Origin of the sequence: Mesorhizobium huakuii (genome assembly GCF_014189455.1) — a bacterium.
Classification (GTDB): Bacteria; Pseudomonadota; Alphaproteobacteria; order Rhizobiales; family Rhizobiaceae; genus Mesorhizobium; species Mesorhizobium huakuii_A.
Map to the genome: position 1 here is coordinate 5,699,505 of NZ_CP050296.1, position 16,323 is coordinate 5,715,827.

Here is a 16,323-nt window from a genome sequence, read left to right on the forward strand (position 1 = left end):
GGCGATGTTAACTCTTGATCTTTGCCCCGCTTGCATCCACCTAACACTGGAAGGCCGAGGTGCCCGATTTCTGTGCTGTAAAACTCCCGTCACAAACGGTGGTAGGCGGAACGATCCCCGGTCGTTAATATAAGATTCGCGGTTGGCCTGATGGGTGGCCGCGACATGAAAGGTTGGACAATGGCCAAAATATCCAAGGCTGCCAGCGACGGCGTCTTCGCAGTCCTCCCACTGCGCGACATCGTGGTGTTTCCGCACATGATCGTTCCGCTCTTTGTCGGGCGCGAAAAGTCGATCAAGGCGCTGGAAGAGGTGATGGGTCAGGAGAAGCAGATCCTGCTTGCCACCCAGATGAATGCCGCCGATGACGATCCCGAGCCCGATGCCATCTTCGACATCGGCACGCTCGCCAATGTGCTGCAATTGCTGAAGCTGCCCGACGGCACCGTCAAGGTTCTGGTCGAGGGCGCTTCGCGTGCCAAAATCGTCTCCTTCACCGACCGTCCCGACTTCCACGAAGCCCGCGCCACGGCGCTGGTCGAGCCGGAAGAGGAAGAGGTCGAGGTCGAGGCGCTTGCCCGCTCGGTCGTCACCGACTTCGAAAATTACGTCAAGCTGAACAAGAAGATCTCGCCCGAAGTGGTGGGCGCTGCCAGCCAGATCGACGACTATTCCAAGCTCGCCGATACGGTTGCCTCGCATCTCGCCATCAAGATCCCTGAAAAGCAGGAAATGCTGGCCACGCTCTCGGTCAAGGAGCGGCTGGAAAAGGCGATGGGCTTCATGGAAGCCGAAATCTCCGTCCTGCAGGTGGAGAAGCGCATCCGCTCGCGCGTCAAGCGCCAGATGGAGAAGACGCAGCGCGAGTACTACCTCAACGAGCAGATGAAGGCGATCCAGAAGGAGCTCGGCGAAGGCGAGGACGGGCGCGACGAGGCCGCCGAGATCGAGGCGCGCATCAAGAAGACCAAGCTCTCCAAGGAGGCCCGCGAAAAGGCGGAAGCTGAATTGAAGAAGCTCAGGACGATGTCGCCGATGTCGGCGGAATCGACCGTGGTGCGCAACTATCTCGACTGGATCCTGTCGATACCGTGGGGCAAGAACTCCAAGGTCAAGCAGGACCTGGCTTTCGCGCAGAACGTGCTCGATACCGATCACTTCGGTCTCGACAAGGTCAAGGAGCGCATCGTCGAGTATCTCGCCGTCCAAAGCCGGCAGAAGAAGCTGAAGGGGCCGATCCTGTGCCTCGTCGGACCTCCCGGCGTCGGCAAGACCTCGCTCGGCAAGTCGATCGCCAAGGCGACTGGACGTGAGTTCATCCGCATGGCGCTGGGCGGCGTGCGCGACGAGGCCGAGATCCGTGGCCACCGCCGCACTTATATCGGCTCAATGCCCGGCAAGGTCATCCAGTCGATGAAGAAGGCGAAGAAGTCCAATCCGCTCTTCCTGCTCGACGAGATCGACAAGATGGGCCAGGACTTCCGTGGCGATCCGTCATCGGCGCTGCTCGAGGTGCTCGATCCCGAGCAGAACTCGACGTTCATGGATCACTACCTCGAGGTCGAATACGATCTGTCGAGCGTGATGTTCGTGACGACGGCGAATACGCTGAACATCCCTGCGCCTTTGATGGACCGCATGGAGATCATCCGTATCGCCGGTTACACCGAGGACGAGAAGATCGAGATCGCCAAGCGGCACTTGATGCCGAAGGTGATCCGCGATCACGCGCTGCAGCCGAAGGAGTTCTCCGTCAGCGAGGACGCGATCCGCGGCATCGTTCAGACCTACACCCGTGAAGCGGGCGTCCGGAGCCTGGAGCGCGAGCTGATGAAGCTTGGGCGCAAGGCCGTGACCGAGATCCTGAAGACGAAGAAGAAGACGGTGAACATCACGGCGGCGAGATCTCGCCGATTACCTCGGTGTCCAGCGCTTCCGCTTCGGTCAGGTCGAGGCTGACGATCAGGTCGGTGTCGTCACCGGTCTTGCCTGGACGGAAGTCGGCGGCGAGTTGCTGACGGTCGAAGGCGTCATGATGCCCGGCAAGGGCCGCATGACGGTGACCGGCAATCTGCGCGACGTGATGAAGGAATCGATTTCGGCGGCGGCCTCCTATGTCCGCTCGCGCGCCATCGATTTCGGCATCGAACCGCCGCTGTTCGACAAGCGCGACATCCACGTCCACTTGCCGGAAGGCGCCACGCCGAAGGACGGCCCGTCTGCGGGTGCCGCCATGGCGACAGCCATCGTGTCGGTTCTGACGGGCATTCCGGTCCGCGCCGATGTGGCTATGACGGGCGAGATAACGCTTCGCGGCCGCATCTTGCCGATCGGCGGCCTCAAGGAGAAGCTGCTCGCCGCGCTGCGCGGCGGCATCAAGAAGGTGCTGATCCCGGAAGACAACGCCAAGGATCTGGCGGAGATTCCGGACAATGTGAAAAACGGCATGGAGATCATTCCGGTCTCGCGCGTCGGTGAGGTGTTGCGCCACGCATTGGTGCGTATGCCGGAGCCGATCGAATGGGTCGAACCGGTCAATCCGCCGGCCTCGACCGACAGTGCCGACGACGCTGGAAAGTCGCTCGCGCATTGATATTTGTTAAGGTTGCAGTGCACAAACGGAAAGCCGGGCCTCGCGCCCGGCTTTTTTCATGTGAAAAACCCCGGATTTCCGGGCTTTTTCCGCTTTTTTCCTGCCTTTTCGACTTGGTTGCGGGAACGCTTCTTTCTAAAGTCCGTTTCCTGCCGGATGAGTCGTTAGTTCCGGTGTTCTCATGGAAGGGAATTTTTATGAACAAGAACGAACTGGTGTCCGCTGTCGCCGACGCCGCGAGCATTTCGAAGGGTGACGCGCAGTCGGCGGTCGATGCGGTATTTTCCGTGATCACCGGCGAACTGAAGAAGGGCGGCGATGTCCGGCTTGTCGGCTTTGGCAATTTCACCGTGTCAAAGCGTGCGGCCTCGACCGGCCGCAACCCGCAGACCGGCGCCGAAGTGAAGATCCCGGCACGCACCGTGCCGAAGTTCTCGGCCGGCAAAGGCCTGAAGGACGCAGTCAACTAAGCGCGTTTTTCTTTTTCAGAGAGACAGAAAAGCCGGGCTCGCCCGGCTTTTCATTTTGCGCCTGCGGCGGTGAATGATCGCCGCGTTATGCGGTCGGCGCATCAGCGCGCATCAAGCCTTCCTTCTTGAGGTCGGCCCAGAGCGCCGCGGGCAGCTTCGCGTCGAGCAGTGACCGGTTGCTTTCGACCTCGCTTGGCCGCTGGCCGCCGGGGATCACCGAGACGACCGCCGGATGCAGCGCCGGAAATTGCAGCGCGGCCTCGATCAGCCTGACACCATGGCGTTTGCAGACCGCCTCGATACCGGCGACCCGCTCGAGCACGTCCTTCGGTGCCTCGGAATAGTTGTAGTAGGCGCCGGGCTTCGGCCCTGTCGCCAGGATGCCGGAATTGTAGGGACCGCCCAGCACGATGCCGATGCCGCGCTTCTGGCAGAGCGGCAGAAAGGATGTCAGCGCCTCCTGTTCCAGCAGCGTGTAGCGCCCGGCAAGCAGGAACAGGTCGAAATCGCCGCGCTCGGCCAGGGTCTGGGCAACCTGCCATTCGTTGATGCCGCCGCCGAACGCCTTGATCGCACCCTGGTCGCGCAGCGACAGCAGCCCGTAATAGCCCGAGCGCATGAATTCCTCGATGCGCTGGTCGGACGCCTCCTTGCTGCCATGGGTGAAGATGTCGACATCATGCACGAACAGGATGTCGATGCGGTCGACACCAAGCCGCTCGAGCGAGGCCTCGAATGAGCGCATCACGCCGTCATAGCTGTAGTCGTAGACCTCGCGCCGCGAAGGCGTGTCGAAGAACTTGCCGATGCCCGTGCGCTCTTCCGGCGGGCAGGCGCGCATGAGGCGACCGACCTTGCTCGACAGCACATAGTCGTCGCGCCTCTTGCCGCGCAGGAATGGGTTGAGTCGTGTTTCCGACAGGCCGAGCCCATAGAGCGGCGCGGTGTCGTAATAGCGGCAGCCGGTCGCCCAGGCGGCGTCGAGCGTGGCATTGGCATCCTCGTCCGAAACGGCACGGTAGAGATTGCCGAGCGGTGCCGTGCCGAAGCCGAGTTCCGTAAAGGTGAGGCCGCCATTGCCGATGCGGTCGAAATGCCGTGTCTTCATGTCCTGCAGTTTTCCCGGGTTGATCTGTCTGAGCTGATTTGTCTGACATGACACTATCACGCCTGTGGCCCCGCAAAAGCGTTGCACAGCGTTGGACACGCATTTTCGCGATTGCTAGCATGAACGAAATCAAGCTGTTCGTGGGAAATCGCAAGATGATTTCGAGGGCGGGTTTGCCGTGAGCGACCGGAGCGAAACCCTGTTCAAGACCGCGCTCGACGAACTGGGCGCCGTGCTGGCGCGGGTGGATGACAGCCAGATCGACGCCGCCTGCAAGCTGTTGGCCGAAGCCAGGCAGATCGTCGTCTATGGCTGCGGCCGCGAGGCCTTGCAGGTCAAGGGTTTCGCCATGCGGCTCTATCATCTCGGCCTGCCGGTCTCGGTGGTCGGCGACATGACCACGCCGCCCTTGGGGCCTGGTGATGTCTTCCTGGCCAGTTCCGGGCCGGGAGAGACCTCGACGGTGCTCACCTTGATGCGCGTCGCGCGCGACGCCAGCGCGACCAATCTGCTGCTGACCGCCCAGGCCGACGGCAGTGCGGCCAAACTGGCCGACACCACGCTGCTCATCCCGGCCCAAACCATGGCCAATGACCAGGGGTCGCAAAGGACATCGGTGCTGCCGATGGGCTCGGTGTTCGAAGGCGCGCTGTTCCTGCTGTTCGAAGTGATGGTGCTGAAGCTCAAATCGCTGACCGGTGCGTCGTCCGAAGCCATGCGTGCCCGCCACACCAACATGGAATAGATCATGCGCTATGAGCTGATGCTGCCGCACCAGATCCGCAAGGCGATCGCGCAGAATTGGCCGGTCGCGCTGCCGCTCGGAGTGCTCGAATACCATGGCGAGCACATGGCCGTCGGCATGGACACGCTGGCCGTCATCAAGACGCTCGAACTGTTCGAGAAGGAGAGGGATGTCGTCATCCTGCCGCCCTTCTATTACGGCGCGGCGAGCTACGCAGTGGCGCCGCCGGAAGGCACAGGTTCCGTGCAGGTCGGCGGCAATCAGCTCGCGCCGTTCGGCGAGGAGCTGTTCTACAGCCTGCTGCGCATCGGCTTCCGCAACATCCACGCCATCATCCATCACCAGACGGAAAACTTCGCCGCCGGCATGCCGACCGATCTCGCCTTCAAGACCGCCGGCCGCCAGGCGATCTTCCGCTTCCTCGAGAAGCAGCGCGGCGAGGGCTGGTGGGGCTCGAAGGACATGGCCGACTATTATGCCGGTCATGCCGCCGGTGAAAATTTTTTCAACTGGGTGCAGGTGCATCCGCTGATGCCGGCCGCCATGAACGGCAAGTACCCGTTCGACCATGCCGGCATTGGAGAGACATCGCTGATGCTGGCGCTATGTCCGGAGGCTGTCGATGCCGTGCACTTCGCCGACAATACCGGCTGGTATACGGCTGATGCCAAGGACGCATCGGCTGAACTGGGGCAAAAGGGCGTCGCCATGATCATGGACCACCTGCGCGCGATCCTGAAGGCCTAACCCCGGCTTTTCAACCGCTCCGCCCGGTAGTCGGCGATCGACTTGTCCGGATCGCTCTTGGTGGCCACGGCCCAGATGAACATGCCGGCACCGGCTATCGCCAGGATGACGTAGAGGGCTATGCCAAGCGCCAGGTGATCGGCGTAAAAGCCCACCAGCGCCATGAGCAGGCCGCCGCAGACCATCGCCAGCACAAAGCCGGCGATGACGGCGCGACCCTGCCAGGCGATCGGCATGACACCCTTGCCATAGCGGTCGCGGCCGACATAACCGACACGGATGTTGCGTGCGAACCAGTATTGGTTCGTCACTTCACGGCTCCCGCGGTCATGCCCATGATCAGATAGCGTTCCAAAGCAATGCCGATGACCGCCAGCGGTGCAATCGCGGCGGTGGCAAGGGCTGCCATCGACCACCAGTTGATGCCTTGCGAGCCGGTCTGGCTCGCCACCATGACTGGAATGGTCTTGGCGTCGGTCGAGGTCAGAAGGGCGGCGAAGAAATACTCGTTCCAGCACAGCACCATCGCCAGGATGAAGGCGGCGACCATGCCCGGCAGCGCGATCGGCATGACGATGCGGAAAAACGCGCCCCAGATCGACAGGCCGTCGACGAGGGCTGCTTCCTCCAGTTCGACCGGGATTGAGTTGAACTGGTCGCGCATGATCCAGATGACGATCGGCAGCACCATCAGCGTGTAGAGCAGGATCAGCCCGATGCGCGTGTCGAGCAGGCCGACTTCCCGGTAGAGCACCAGGAAGGGCAGGGCGAGCACCACGGGCGGTAGGATCAGCTGCGACAGGAAGAAGAAGGAGATGTCCTCGTTCTTGAACCAGGCGAACTTGTAGCGGTAGCGCGTGAGGCCGTAGGCGGCGAGGCTGCCGATGACGATGGCGAGGCTCGACGCGCCGACCGAGGTGATGACCGAATTCATGAAGCGCTTGAAGAACTCGTCGCGCACCGTCGAGGTCTCGAAGATCGAATCGGGCGAGAGGCCGAGCGATCGCCAGCCCTTCCAGTCCGGCTGGAAGTCGACGAAGGGAATCAGATGGCCTTGGGTGACGTCGACCGCCGATTTGAACGAGGTCGTTAGCGTCCAGTAGATCGGGAACAGGCAGATGAAAGCCCAGAACACGAGCGCGCCATAAATGAAGACGCGGCTGGTGATGAAGCTCGCCGGAGAGCGGATTTCGGAAACGGTGTATTCGGTGGTTTGAACGCTCATGATCCCACCGCTCAGTTGACGTTGCGCACGAAGCGGTTGGCGAATTTCAGCAGCCAGGTCACGAACACGATGATGATGACCAGATAGGCCATCGCCAGCATGGTGCCATAGCCGACATTGGAGCGGTCGCGGTATTCGCGGTAGATGAAGCTGGAGACGGAATCGGTGGCGCCACCAGGCCCACCCGAGGTCACCGTGATGATGATGTCGGCCAGCTTCAGCTTGAAGATGATGCGCAGGATGACCGCCGTCACCGACACCGGCAGCATCAGCGGAAAGGTGACCTGCCAGAAGGTCTGCCACGCATTGGCGCCGTCGACCCGTGCGGCTTCGAGGATCTCACGCGACATCGCCTGCAGGCCAGCGAGCAGCATGATCATCATGAACGGGATGAAGGTCCAGGCATCCAGCACCATGATCGAGATGCGAGCGATGATCGGATCCGAGAAGAAGGCCGGGTTTTCCCAGCCGAGATGGCGCGCCAGTGTCGCCGCCGGGCCGAAGCGATATTCCATCAGTGACTTGCCGACCATCCACGACACCGCGACCGGCGACAGCATCAGCGGCATCAGGAAGACGACACGGAAGAATTTACGCGCCCGGATCTGCGCGTTGAGCAGCAGCGCCAAGCCGAAGGCGATGACATATTCGACCAGCACCGCCAGCACATAGAGCACCATATTGAACAGCGCATTGCGGTAGTAGGGATCTGCCAGCATCTGCCAGAAATTGTCGAGCCCGTTGAACCTGCGCCCGCTGAAGGAGGAGAGATTCCAGTCGGTCAGCGCGATGTAGAAACCGAACAGCGTCGGGAAGATCACCATGGCGATGGTGAAGAGCAGCGCCGGCAGCAGGAACAGCGCGCGCTGGCCGTCCTCGCCACGCGTCAGCACCTGGCCGATGCCGAGTGCCACGCCCCACAGCACATAGGCGTAGACCACGGGACGCCATGTCTCGAAGCCGATCGTGTCGACCTCGCTCTTGTAGAGGATCTGGACAAGGATCGTTGCCAGCAGGCCGAGCGTCGCAGCGGCCATCACCGCCCAGCCCAAGCGTTTGCGGCCTGGCGGTATCAGGTCGGATGGGACGGCGTTTGCCGGCCAATCCTTGGTGGGCAAAATCTGGTCAGCCACGCGTCTCGTCCGGTTGCAGAAGGCACTTCGCGACCGGCGGCGCCGGTCAAGACAGGGTCCGGCGGCTTTCGTCGCCGGACCCCAGATTCACGCTACGATCAGGCCAGGCCGAGCGAGGCCTTGTAGAGCTTGATCTGCTTTTCGCGGCCGATCTGATCGGTGAGCTTTTCCCAGGCCGCCGCGATGGCATCGGCGCCTTCCTGCGCCTTCATCTTGCCGGCGAAGGTGTTGGCCAGAATGTCCTCGGCGGCGGAATAGTACTGGAAGATGCCGGGGATGCGTGGCTCGATCGCCGCGTTCGGATGGTTGTAGCTGTCGCCTTCCGACTTCAGATACGAGGTGATGAAGGCCTCGTCGTAGCCGGCCGCCACCCACTCCGGAATATCGAAATGCGAGTTGCGGTAGGGCTGGAAGCCGGACGGGTACATCGCCGTCCAGATCGACAGGTCCTTGCCGCCGAGATGGGCGGCTGCGGACCAGGCCGCCTTTTTCTTCTTCTCGTCCTTGTCGACGCGGGCCATGACATAGACGCCCCAGCCGAGATAGGCGCAGTTCGGCGAATAGTTCGGCCCGCTGGCGAGCTTCTCCCACTTGCCGGTCTTGGAATTGTAGACGTCGTCCGAACCCGGCAGGATCGAGAAGCCGGTGACGTCGCCGATGACCGAGGAATCGTTGGTCTTGACGTTGGAGCCGATGTCGCCCCACCAGGGGATCATCGAACCCGTGCCGGCCAGGAACTGCTGGAAGCCAGTGGTGTTCGGGTCGGCGTTGATCTGGTCGGCCGGCTCGGAGGGCAGCGCGTCGATCACGTCCTGGATGGCACGCACCCAGGCCGGATTGTTGATGCGCGGCTTCATCGTGTCGGCGTCGAACAGCCATGCCTTGTCATCGGGATGCTTGGCATAGGCGGTGGCGCGGCTGCCGAGGAAGTAGAAGCCGAAACCGCCCCAGGGCTTGGGCGCATCGAGATAGCCATAAACGTCCTGGCCCTTGAATTTCTTGCCCTTGAGGAATTTGGTCACGGCCTGCACCTGCTGCCAGGTCTTCGGCACGCCCCATTCTCCGGCCCCGCCGCCGTCCTTCCACTGCTTGGCGAGGTCGGCATCGGCGAACACGTCGGTGCGGTAGTTGAAGTTGTGCGTGTCGCCGTCGATGGTGACGCGATACTGCTTGCCGTCCCAGGTGCCGACCGGCGGCTTCAGATAATTGACCAGATCGTCGAAATCGATCTGCTTCTTGACCCAGTCGGGCATCTCGGAGGTCAGGCCCTTGCCGCAGACATCGCCTTCGAAGGGCGCACCCATCTCGATGATGTCGAAGTCGACGGTGCCGGTGGCGATCGACTGCTGCAGGCGGGCGTTGTAGTCGGCCTGCGCCAGGTCGATCCAGCTGATCTTGGCGCCGGTATAGGCCTCCCACGGCTTCAGGAAGCCGCGGAACAGCACATTGTGCAAGTTCTGGTTGTTGAGGCCCATGAAGGTCAGCTCGACGCCGGCGAATTCGCCTTGCTTGACATTGGCCTTGGTCGCCTCGAGGCAGAGTTCGCCGACCTTCTGGAAATCGGCATCGGTCGGCTGGCCTTTGCCAACGCCCGGAATCTGCAGGATCTTCGAGCGCAGCTCGCTTGCCGCGGAGGCCGGGCGCGTGAAGGCACCGAGCCCGGCACCGGATGCCGCCGCGATCGCGGCCATGCTGGCCGCACCCTTCAATATGTCGCGACGCGTGGCGCCGGCACGGACCAGTTTATCGTAAAGACCTGTTCTCATCGACTATTCCTCCCATAATCAGTGTGAATGGATGTGGCCGCCTGTCGGACGCTGAAGCACAACGATGCTCCCGGCTCGGATACGAATTAGGCAGGACCCCACCCTGCGTCGATTAAAGTCCCGATTGCGGATCGGTGCCGACATTTGGACCAGCGCCCGCCACTATTCTCACAACCAAACGCCGTGTCAACGAGGCTGGGTTTTTATCTATAAGAGACCGACTTGCCCTGACAGGTCGCGTTGGTTAGCTTCTGCGCCTACGGCCAGTTGGAGCCGATGGGGGAGATATGGCTCAAGTCGCAATCAGCAAGGTGGCCAAAGCGTTTGGAACCGTCAAGGTTCTGCACGAAGTCAGCGTCGATATTGCTGACGGACAGTTCGTGGTGCTGGTCGGCCCCTCGGGTTGCGGCAAGTCCACGCTGCTCAGAATGGTGGCCGGGCTGGAGACCGTTTCCGGCGGCACGATCACCATCGGCGACCGCGTCGTCAATCATTTGCCGCCGGCAAAACGCGACATCGCCATGGTGTTCCAGAACTATGCGCTCTATCCGCACAAGACGGTCGAGCAGAACATGGCCTTTGCCCTCAAACTGCGCAAAACCGATCCGGCCGTGGTCGCCGAGCGAGTCAAGCGCGCCGCCGACATCCTCGATCTCAACCCTTATCTGAAGCGCTATCCCCGGCAGCTCTCCGGCGGCCAGCGCCAGCGCGTCGCCATGGGGCGCGCCATCGTCCGCAACCCGCAGGTGTTCCTGTTCGACGAGCCGCTCTCGAACCTCGATGCCAAGCTGCGCGTGCAGATGCGCACCGAGATCAAGGAACTGCACCAGAGGCTGAAGACCACAACAATCTACGTCACCCACGACCAGATCGAGGCCATGACCATGGCCGACAAGATCGTCGTCATGCGCGACGGCCGCATCGAGCAGGTCGGCGCGCCGCTGGAATTGTTCGACCGGCCGGCCAATCTGTTCGTCGCGGGCTTCATCGGCTCACCGTCGATGAACCTGCTCAAGGGCGTCATGCGTAAGGGCGGCAAACCCGGCGTCGACATTGCAGGCACGCTGTTCCCGATTGGCGACAATGCCGCGCAGGACGGGCAGGCCGTCGTCTATGGCGTCCGTCCCGAGCATCTGGAAATCCATCCCGATGGCGTACCGGCGAAGATTTCAGTGGTTGAGCCGACCGGCTCGGAAACACTGGTGTTCCTGCGCTTCGGCGACGGCGAGATGGTGGCGCTGTTCCGTGAACGCCACGACTTCAAGCCCGGCGACACGCTGACGCTGAAGCCGAGGCTCGACCAGATCCATCTTTTCGACGCCGAGACCGGCCAGCGTCTCTGATCTCAACGTCTCTGATCTCAAACGCATTTCACGAGGACCATCATGCTCAAAGGCATCAATCCGTTGCTCAATGCCGACGTGCTGCAGGCATTGCGGGCGATGGGCCATGGCGACGATCTGATCATCGCTGACACCAATTTCCCCTCCGATTCGGTGGCAAAGCAGACCGTGCACGGCAAGCTCCTGCGCATCGACGCGCCGGCGGCGCAAGTGGTCAAGGCGGTGCTGTCGCTATACCCCCTGGATACATTCGTCGATGATTCGGCCGCGCGCATGGAAATCGTCGGCAAGCCGGACGAGATTCCGCCGGTGCAGAAGGAAGTGCAAAAGGAGATCGACAAGGCCGAAGGCAAGGCCTGGCCGATGATTTCCGTCGAGCGCTACGCCTTCTACGAGCGCGCCAAACAGGCCTATTGCGTCATCCAGACCGGCGAGCGCCGCTTCTATGGCTGCTTCGCCTTCCGCAAGGGCGTCATCCCGCCGGACGCGGAGTAACAGCATGGCCTCCGGCAAGCCTGTCGTCATATTGGGCGTCTTCGTCGCCGACACCGCCTATCGCGCCGATCGCCAGCCGCGCATGGGCGAAACGATCCTCGGCAACTCTTTCAAGCTCGGGCCGGGCGGCAAGGGATCGAACCAGGCCGTGGCGGCCGGCAAGCTCGGCGCCGACACCACCTTCCTGACCCGGCTCGGTGTCGATGCCTTCGCCGACATGGCCAAGCGGACCTGGCAGGATGCCGGCGTCAAAAGCGCCGTCATCGACACGCCGGACAGTTATACGGGTGCCGCCTACATCTTCGTCGAGGAGGGCAGCGGCAACAACGCCATCATCGTCAGTCCTGGTGCGGCCATGCTGATCTCGCCGGCCGATATCGAGGCCAATGCCGCCCTGATTCGTGGCGCCGGCGTCTTCGTCACGCAGCTCGAGCAGCCGATCGATGCGGCGCTCAGGGCGCTGGAGATTGCGCGTGGGGCAGAGGTGACGACCATCCTCAACCCCGCTCCCGCGGCAAAGCTTCCCGATCGCATCTACACGCTCTGCGACTATCTCACGCCGAACGAGACCGAAACGGAGGAATTGACCGGACTGAAAGTCTCCTCGGTCGATGAGGCGCGCGCCGCCGCCGGCAAGCTGCTTGAAAAGGGCGTCGGCACCGTCATCGTCACGCTCGGCGACAAGGGCGCGCTGCTGCACACGAAGGGCCGCTCCGAACATGTCCCCGCCATCAGCGCCGGGCCGGTGGTCGAAACCACCGGTGCGGGGGATGCCTTCAATGGCGGCTTCGCCGCGGCTCTGTCGCGAGGCGTGGAGCCGCTGCAAGCGGTGCGCTTCGCCTGTGCCGTGGCTGGCATTTCGGTGACCAGGCCGGGCACGGCACCGTCGATGCCGACGCTGCAGGAGGTCGAGGCGCTGTTGGCGAGGGTTTGAGCGCGACAGCATCCCTTACCCTTACGGCTTCGCCAGTCTCGGTTGTTGTCGAGCCAATATGCAATCACGGCGGCCGAATTGGCGCGGGATGCCGAGCCGCCGTTTAGCGTCGAATGCCATTTCTGACGAGTCCACCCGTGATTTGCTCTCGGTCACGCTGGGCACGATGGTGTACCCATCTGCGATCAACTGCAGCCGCGTTTCCTCGAAGTGCCTTTGAGTTCTCGATGCGGCTTTGCAGGTAGCGCCGTCCATGCAGGCATTCCTTGCCCGGAATGCCAGAATACATCTCTGCGCTGATCATTCTGAGCGCGTCTTCGGAGATCTGCTTATCGGTGTCGTTAGACCCGCATCGCCTGCGTCGCGGCCAACAAGCCTGCCAAAAACCTCGCCGCCGCTGGTCCTTTCTGCGTGGCACATTAGCAACAGGTAATGTTAATCGGCAATCCGGTCTTGCGCCATTGGCGAAGGTGTCCCGTAATGGGTCATTGTATTTGGCGCCGCAATTGCATTGCCAGCAATGCCGCAGTCAACCATCAACTCGGCAATCGGGGGGGCAATTGGGGGCCCCGCCGCTCCGTTCGCGGAGCGGCGGGCCTTTAACGGCCGAAAATCGCCAAAAACGTGGTACTGCACAATATGTATTTTCCGCAATTTTTGGTGGGCATGTTCGCGACGTCGTTCACAGTGGCGATCTGGGCTGAGATAGAAACCGGCTCCATCTGGAAAGCGCTCGGCTGGGCTATTCTTGCGCTCATCATTCTTCAGGTGGGATACATCGGCCTGGTCCTCGGCCAGATCTTCAGACGGGGATCTAAGGGCGCAGCGGCGGACCTGGCATCGGCAAATTCCACGCCACCGCTCCGTGGCGAGTTGGGAAAAGTTCGGCAGGGATGGAATCGAGCGCGTCCGCGGTAGTCGGTTCGAGCTCGCGCCGAAACGTGCCGACCGGGGTACAGCTGCCCCGCACATGCGAGAAGAGATTTTGACATCCAACGTCGACATTTCTCCGAAAGCCAAGGGTTTGAAACCCTTGAGAGAAATGGCGCGAGTGACGGGGCTCGAACCCGCGACCTCCGGCGTGACAGGCCGGCACTCTAACCAACTGAGCTACACCCGCGCATTGACGAGCACGTGTCAGCCGTGTTCGTCGTTGGGCCGCTGGATAAGGGGTTCGCCACCGGGTGTCAAGCGCACCAAACCATCATAACAGCAAACTGGAGAAGGTTTTTTGACAGCCGGCGTTTTGTTCACAAATCCGGCCGGCGAACAGGGCGTCGCCTGTTCATTTGGCCTTGCGAAGCCGGTCCCGACCGCTTAAAGGTCCGCGCCGGAGCGGGCGATTAGCTCAGTTGGTAGAGCGCTTCGTTTACACCGAAGATGTCGGCGGTTCGAGCCCGTCATCGCCCACCACTTTTCTTGAATGAATTCAACGGTGTCTGCCGGTCCTCTCAGGCCGGTGCGCCGCGTTGCGCCCGGCTCAGCGCCGAAGGGGATGAAGCGGCCGGCGACGCAGTGGCTGAAGCCGGGCATCATCGGTCGGGTGAAGCACTTGCGCGGCGAGGACGATTTGCGGCACGCTTCGCTGCAGGATTTCCGGGAGGAGAACCATGCCTATACGGACAAGGGCGAATGAGACCGGCATTTTCGATCCATCAGAGTTGGCTTTGCTCGGCAGGGTCTTTGAGCATTTGAAGCTTCAAGACCAGTCGCCGGAAGCGCGAGACGCCATCGCATCCCGCATCATCGCCAACTACATGGCCGGCATCAAAGACGAGGCTGAACTTGTCTCGCTTTCAAAACAGCCCTTGGGGCGCTAGCGGGAGGAAGACGGTGGCAGTCGCTAAGAAGGATCAGGAGCGCGCCAATTACGCTTGGATCTATGGCGCACAGGCGTGCAAGGACGGCAAGGAACGCGCCGTGCCGCCTTTCTGGCAGGAGAATGCCGACGCCTGGCTGCATCGCAGCGGAAGCGCTCCACAAGAGCATCGTGAAGCCGCTCATGTCGCCACACTGCGACCAGTACCGGGCAACGCGTGTCCTGCATGAGACACTGTTGAAGGCCGTGCGGGAAGTGACCGGGAAGGAAGTCGAGTTCATCCAGTGGAACACCACAGGACCGGTGCGGCTCCCTGCGGCTGGGTAGCCCAATAGGCGCCATCGCGGAAGGTGTTCAGACCGGCCCCATTTGGTGGTGTCAGAAGATAGATTTCTTCCTGCAGCTTCCTGCTCTTGTCGAAGCCATAGCGCGCGATAATTCCCTTGAAGGCGTGGGCGTTTCCCTCTCCACAGGAGCCGACCATGAAACACCAGACACTCGACCAACTGCATGCGGTCGCCAAGATTGAATCTTCGGCTGCATATTCGGCAATGACACGGAACCAGCGTATCGAGCGTTGGGCCGAACTTCTCGAACAACATCCTGACCGGTGCCTTGCGGCGTTTGCAGGGACCGAATATTTGCGCCTGGAGGAACGTACCGGGGTGCGTGGGGAAGGATCACCAATCGCTGTTGCCTTCGCAGACCCGGTGCTGCGCGCGTCGGGCCTGAAAGATGACACGTATGGCGAGGCAAGGCGCTTTTTCGAACTGAGCGACTGGCAACTCCATGAGATCGTCTGCGATTGCCATGCCGGCGCTACCATGAAAGCGGGTTGGGCTGCCGCGCGAGTCCGCACAACAGTTGGAGGGAATGGGTTCTTTGCCTGGTTGAGGCAAAGGATCATGTACTGAGTTGGCCGGCTGGAGGTGACGGTCATTGCGTGTCTGTGACCGTGATACGATCCCCTTCGGTCGCCGGCTCCAGCGGCACGCCCGCAACGTCTCGGAACATCCGCACGGAGGCCATCAAGGCCGGCTTTGCGAACCTACCTGAGTTCAAAGCCGGTAAGCGGTGGAACCGAGTCAGTCTGATCACGTTTTTCCGGAAGGTCACGCTGAATGACCTGATTATGGAGGAAACAATGATCAAGACGCTCACAACGGGCGCGATGGCGCTCGCAATCATGGCTGGTTCGGCTCTGGCTGGCAGTACATCCGCGCTCGACGACCCGGCAAAGATGTCGCCGTTCTTCACCGATGCCGGCATGAAAACTCTGAAGACGGAAAAGGATTTCAAGACCGCATGGATGGCCATGAAACCCGATGAACAGAAGGCGGTGTTGAAGGACTGCGGCGACACCACACTCAACAAGTCGCATGCGGATTTCTGCGCTATGGCAAAGATGATGGGCGGCTGAATATAGGCCTAGCATCGAAGGCGGAAACGCCTCCGAATTAATTGCTAAATCCGGCGCCAACTCGCAGGGGAAGGCGCCGGCCGAGCGCAATATGACCGCCCAACAAGGTGAGTAGTACGGATAGGTCTAGTTCACCGTCATCTGCTTGCGCCATTCCCAAGGCCGGTCGAACGATCCAGCCCAGGCCGCGCTTGGCTGTCCTGGCTTCTGTTTCAGCCCTGGCATAGAAGCCGGCGCTGTACTTCGGCCAGTCGACCGCATAGCCCTGCCTGACCATCCATTCCCCGATATCGACACCGCCAGCCGTGCAGACGGCCACCATGTGTCTAAAACGGTCGCGGTCGGCTGAACAAGGATGCGGTTCTTGGGAAGCAATCGAAGATCTGCGTCGACAGCCGCCGTCCGAGGAGGAAGCCACGTCTGGCCCGGAGGCGCTTGACGAGACTTTTGTAAGCAGGTTTGAACGATATGCGGCCAGTGCGACAACCGACGAATTGCGTGAAAAATGGGGGAGAGTTTCCGGGA

Annotated in this window: 17 protein-coding genes, 2 tRNA genes and 1 pseudogene; 13 read left to right on the forward strand and 7 right to left on the reverse strand. The window is 61.6% G+C overall.

What is annotated here, in order from left to right; all coding sequences use genetic code 11:
• Nucleotides 1-180: 180 nt before the first annotated feature.
• Together lon and HB778_RS27550 are read left to right on the forward strand one after the other, a co-directional pair.
• Nucleotides 181-2,593, forward strand: a pseudogene (gene lon, locus HB778_RS27545) (endopeptidase La).
• A gap of 197 nt (nt 2,594-2,790) precedes the next feature.
• A complete protein-coding gene (locus HB778_RS27550) occupies nt 2,791-3,063 on the forward strand; it encodes an HU family DNA-binding protein (protein WP_006201846.1) in 273 nt (90 codons plus the stop codon).
• An 85-nt stretch (nt 3,064-3,148) separates the two neighbouring features.
• Here the strand turns inward: HB778_RS27550 and HB778_RS27555 are convergent, their stop codons facing one another.
• The gene (locus HB778_RS27555; protein WP_183458526.1) at nt 3,149-4,171 is read right to left on the reverse strand and encodes an aldo/keto reductase; all 1,023 of its coding nucleotides are present in this window, start codon (nt 4,169-4,171) and stop codon (nt 3,149-3,151) included.
• Nucleotides 4,172-4,349: 178 nt separating this feature from the next.
• Here HB778_RS27555 and HB778_RS27560 point away from each other — a divergent pair, with 178 nt between their 5' ends.
• A complete protein-coding gene (locus tag HB778_RS27560; protein WP_183458527.1) occupies nt 4,350-4,916 on the forward strand; it encodes an SIS domain-containing protein in 567 nt (188 codons plus the stop codon).
• 3 nt (nt 4,917-4,919) lie between these two features.
• Complete coding sequence (locus tag HB778_RS27565) at nt 4,920-5,663, forward strand: creatininase family protein (protein ID WP_183458528.1); 744 nt, start codon at nt 4,920-4,922, stop codon at nt 5,661-5,663.
• Here HB778_RS27565 and HB778_RS27570 read toward each other — a convergent pair.
• The 4 genes from HB778_RS27570 to HB778_RS27585 form a co-directional block, all read right to left on the reverse strand.
• Nucleotides 5,660-5,974 (reverse strand): hypothetical protein, encoded by a 315-nt coding sequence (locus HB778_RS27570; RefSeq protein WP_183458529.1) that lies wholly within the window; start codon nt 5,972-5,974, stop codon nt 5,660-5,662. The genes HB778_RS27565 and HB778_RS27570 overlap by 4 nt on opposite strands.
• Nucleotides 5,971-6,888, reverse strand: a complete 918-nt coding sequence (locus HB778_RS27575; protein WP_095201531.1) for a carbohydrate ABC transporter permease — start codon at nt 6,886-6,888, stop codon at nt 5,971-5,973. Before HB778_RS27575 ends, HB778_RS27570 begins: the two co-directional genes overlap by 4 nt.
• Before the next feature lie 11 nt (nt 6,889-6,899).
• Nucleotides 6,900-8,021, reverse strand: a complete 1,122-nt coding sequence (locus tag HB778_RS27580; RefSeq protein ID WP_183458530.1) for a carbohydrate ABC transporter permease — start codon at nt 8,019-8,021, stop codon at nt 6,900-6,902.
• A gap of 98 nt (nt 8,022-8,119) precedes the next feature.
• Nucleotides 8,120-9,787: an ABC transporter substrate-binding protein gene (locus HB778_RS27585; protein WP_183458531.1), complete on the reverse strand. Its 1,668-nt coding sequence runs from the start codon at nt 9,785-9,787 to the stop codon at nt 8,120-8,122.
• 287 nt (nt 9,788-10,074) lie between these two features.
• Here HB778_RS27585 and HB778_RS27590 point away from each other — a divergent pair, with 287 nt between their 5' ends.
• Genes HB778_RS27590 through rbsK form a run of 3 tightly spaced genes read left to right on the forward strand, consistent with a single transcriptional unit; the run spans nt 10,075 to nt 12,559 of the window.
• Entirely contained in the window at nt 10,075-11,130 is a 1,056-nt protein-coding gene (locus HB778_RS27590; protein ID WP_095201528.1) for an ABC transporter ATP-binding protein, read from the forward strand.
• 42 nt (nt 11,131-11,172) lie between these two features.
• The gene (locus HB778_RS27595; RefSeq protein ID WP_183458532.1) at nt 11,173-11,625 is read left to right on the forward strand and encodes an RbsD/FucU family protein; all 453 of its coding nucleotides are present in this window, start codon (nt 11,173-11,175) and stop codon (nt 11,623-11,625) included.
• 4 nt (nt 11,626-11,629) lie between these two features.
• Nucleotides 11,630-12,559, forward strand: a complete 930-nt coding sequence (rbsK, locus tag HB778_RS27600) for a ribokinase (RefSeq protein ID WP_183458534.1) — start codon at nt 11,630-11,632, stop codon at nt 12,557-12,559.
• Nucleotides 12,560-12,580: 21 nt separating this feature from the next.
• On the opposite strand, the gene HB778_RS27605 is transcribed toward rbsK, so the two are convergent.
• Nucleotides 12,581-12,814 (reverse strand): hypothetical protein, encoded by a 234-nt coding sequence (locus tag HB778_RS27605; protein ID WP_183458535.1) that lies wholly within the window; start codon nt 12,812-12,814, stop codon nt 12,581-12,583.
• A gap of 788 nt (nt 12,815-13,602) precedes the next feature.
• Nucleotides 13,603-13,679 (reverse strand) — tRNA-Asp (locus HB778_RS27615).
• Nucleotides 13,680-13,896: 217 nt separating this feature from the next.
• Here HB778_RS27615 and HB778_RS27620 point away from each other — a divergent pair.
• From HB778_RS27620 to HB778_RS27645, 6 genes are all read left to right on the forward strand, one after another.
• Nucleotides 13,897-13,972: transfer RNA gene (locus tag HB778_RS27620), tRNA-Val, on the forward strand.
• A gap of 22 nt (nt 13,973-13,994) precedes the next feature.
• A complete protein-coding gene (locus HB778_RS27625) occupies nt 13,995-14,195 on the forward strand; it encodes a hypothetical protein (protein ID WP_244661643.1) in 201 nt (66 codons plus the stop codon).
• Nucleotides 14,170-14,379 (forward strand): hypothetical protein, encoded by a 210-nt coding sequence (locus tag HB778_RS27630; protein WP_183458536.1) that lies wholly within the window; start codon nt 14,170-14,172, stop codon nt 14,377-14,379. Before HB778_RS27625 ends, HB778_RS27630 begins: the two co-directional genes overlap by 26 nt.
• Before the next feature lie 122 nt (nt 14,380-14,501).
• A complete protein-coding gene (locus HB778_RS27635; protein WP_183458537.1) occupies nt 14,502-14,705 on the forward strand; it encodes a hypothetical protein in 204 nt (67 codons plus the stop codon).
• 155 nt (nt 14,706-14,860) lie between these two features.
• A complete protein-coding gene (locus HB778_RS27640; RefSeq protein WP_095201523.1) occupies nt 14,861-15,292 on the forward strand; it encodes a hypothetical protein in 432 nt (143 codons plus the stop codon).
• A 218-nt stretch (nt 15,293-15,510) separates the two neighbouring features.
• Complete coding sequence (locus HB778_RS27645) at nt 15,511-15,798, forward strand: hypothetical protein (RefSeq protein WP_179298026.1); 288 nt, start codon at nt 15,511-15,513, stop codon at nt 15,796-15,798.
• The last annotated feature ends 525 nt before the right edge of the window (nt 15,799-16,323 follow it).

Bases quoted from the DNA above. Each gene is read 5' to 3' on its own strand.
- HB778_RS27630 (WP_183458536.1), top strand. From the start codon at position 14,170: ATGCCTATACGGACAAGGGCGAATGAGACCGGCATTTTCGATCCATCA.
- rbsK (WP_183458534.1), top strand. From the start codon at position 11,630: ATGGCCTCCGGCAAGCCTGTCGTCATATTGGGCGTCTTCGTCGCCGAC.
- HB778_RS27635 (WP_183458537.1), top strand. From the start codon at position 14,502: ATGCCGACGCCTGGCTGCATCGCAGCGGAAGCGCTCCACAAGAGCATC.
- HB778_RS27565 (WP_183458528.1), top strand. From the start codon at position 4,920: ATGCGCTATGAGCTGATGCTGCCGCACCAGATCCGCAAGGCGATCGCG.
- HB778_RS27595 (WP_183458532.1), top strand. From the start codon at position 11,173: ATGCTCAAAGGCATCAATCCGTTGCTCAATGCCGACGTGCTGCAGGCA.
- HB778_RS27640 (WP_095201523.1), top strand. From the start codon at position 14,861: ATGAAACACCAGACACTCGACCAACTGCATGCGGTCGCCAAGATTGAA.
- HB778_RS27575 (WP_095201531.1), bottom strand. From the start codon at position 6,888: ATGAGCGTTCAAACCACCGAATACACCGTTTCCGAAATCCGCTCTCCG.
- HB778_RS27550 (WP_006201846.1), top strand. From the start codon at position 2,791: ATGAACAAGAACGAACTGGTGTCCGCTGTCGCCGACGCCGCGAGCATT.
- HB778_RS27590 (WP_095201528.1), top strand. From the start codon at position 10,075: ATGGCTCAAGTCGCAATCAGCAAGGTGGCCAAAGCGTTTGGAACCGTC.
- HB778_RS27555 (WP_183458526.1), bottom strand. From the start codon at position 4,171: ATGAAGACACGGCATTTCGACCGCATCGGCAATGGCGGCCTCACCTTT.
- HB778_RS27585 (WP_183458531.1), bottom strand. From the start codon at position 9,787: ATGAGAACAGGTCTTTACGATAAACTGGTCCGTGCCGGCGCCACGCGT.
- HB778_RS27645 (WP_179298026.1), top strand. From the start codon at position 15,511: ATGGAGGAAACAATGATCAAGACGCTCACAACGGGCGCGATGGCGCTC.
- HB778_RS27605 (WP_183458535.1), bottom strand. From the start codon at position 12,814: ATGGACGGCGCTACCTGCAAAGCCGCATCGAGAACTCAAAGGCACTTC.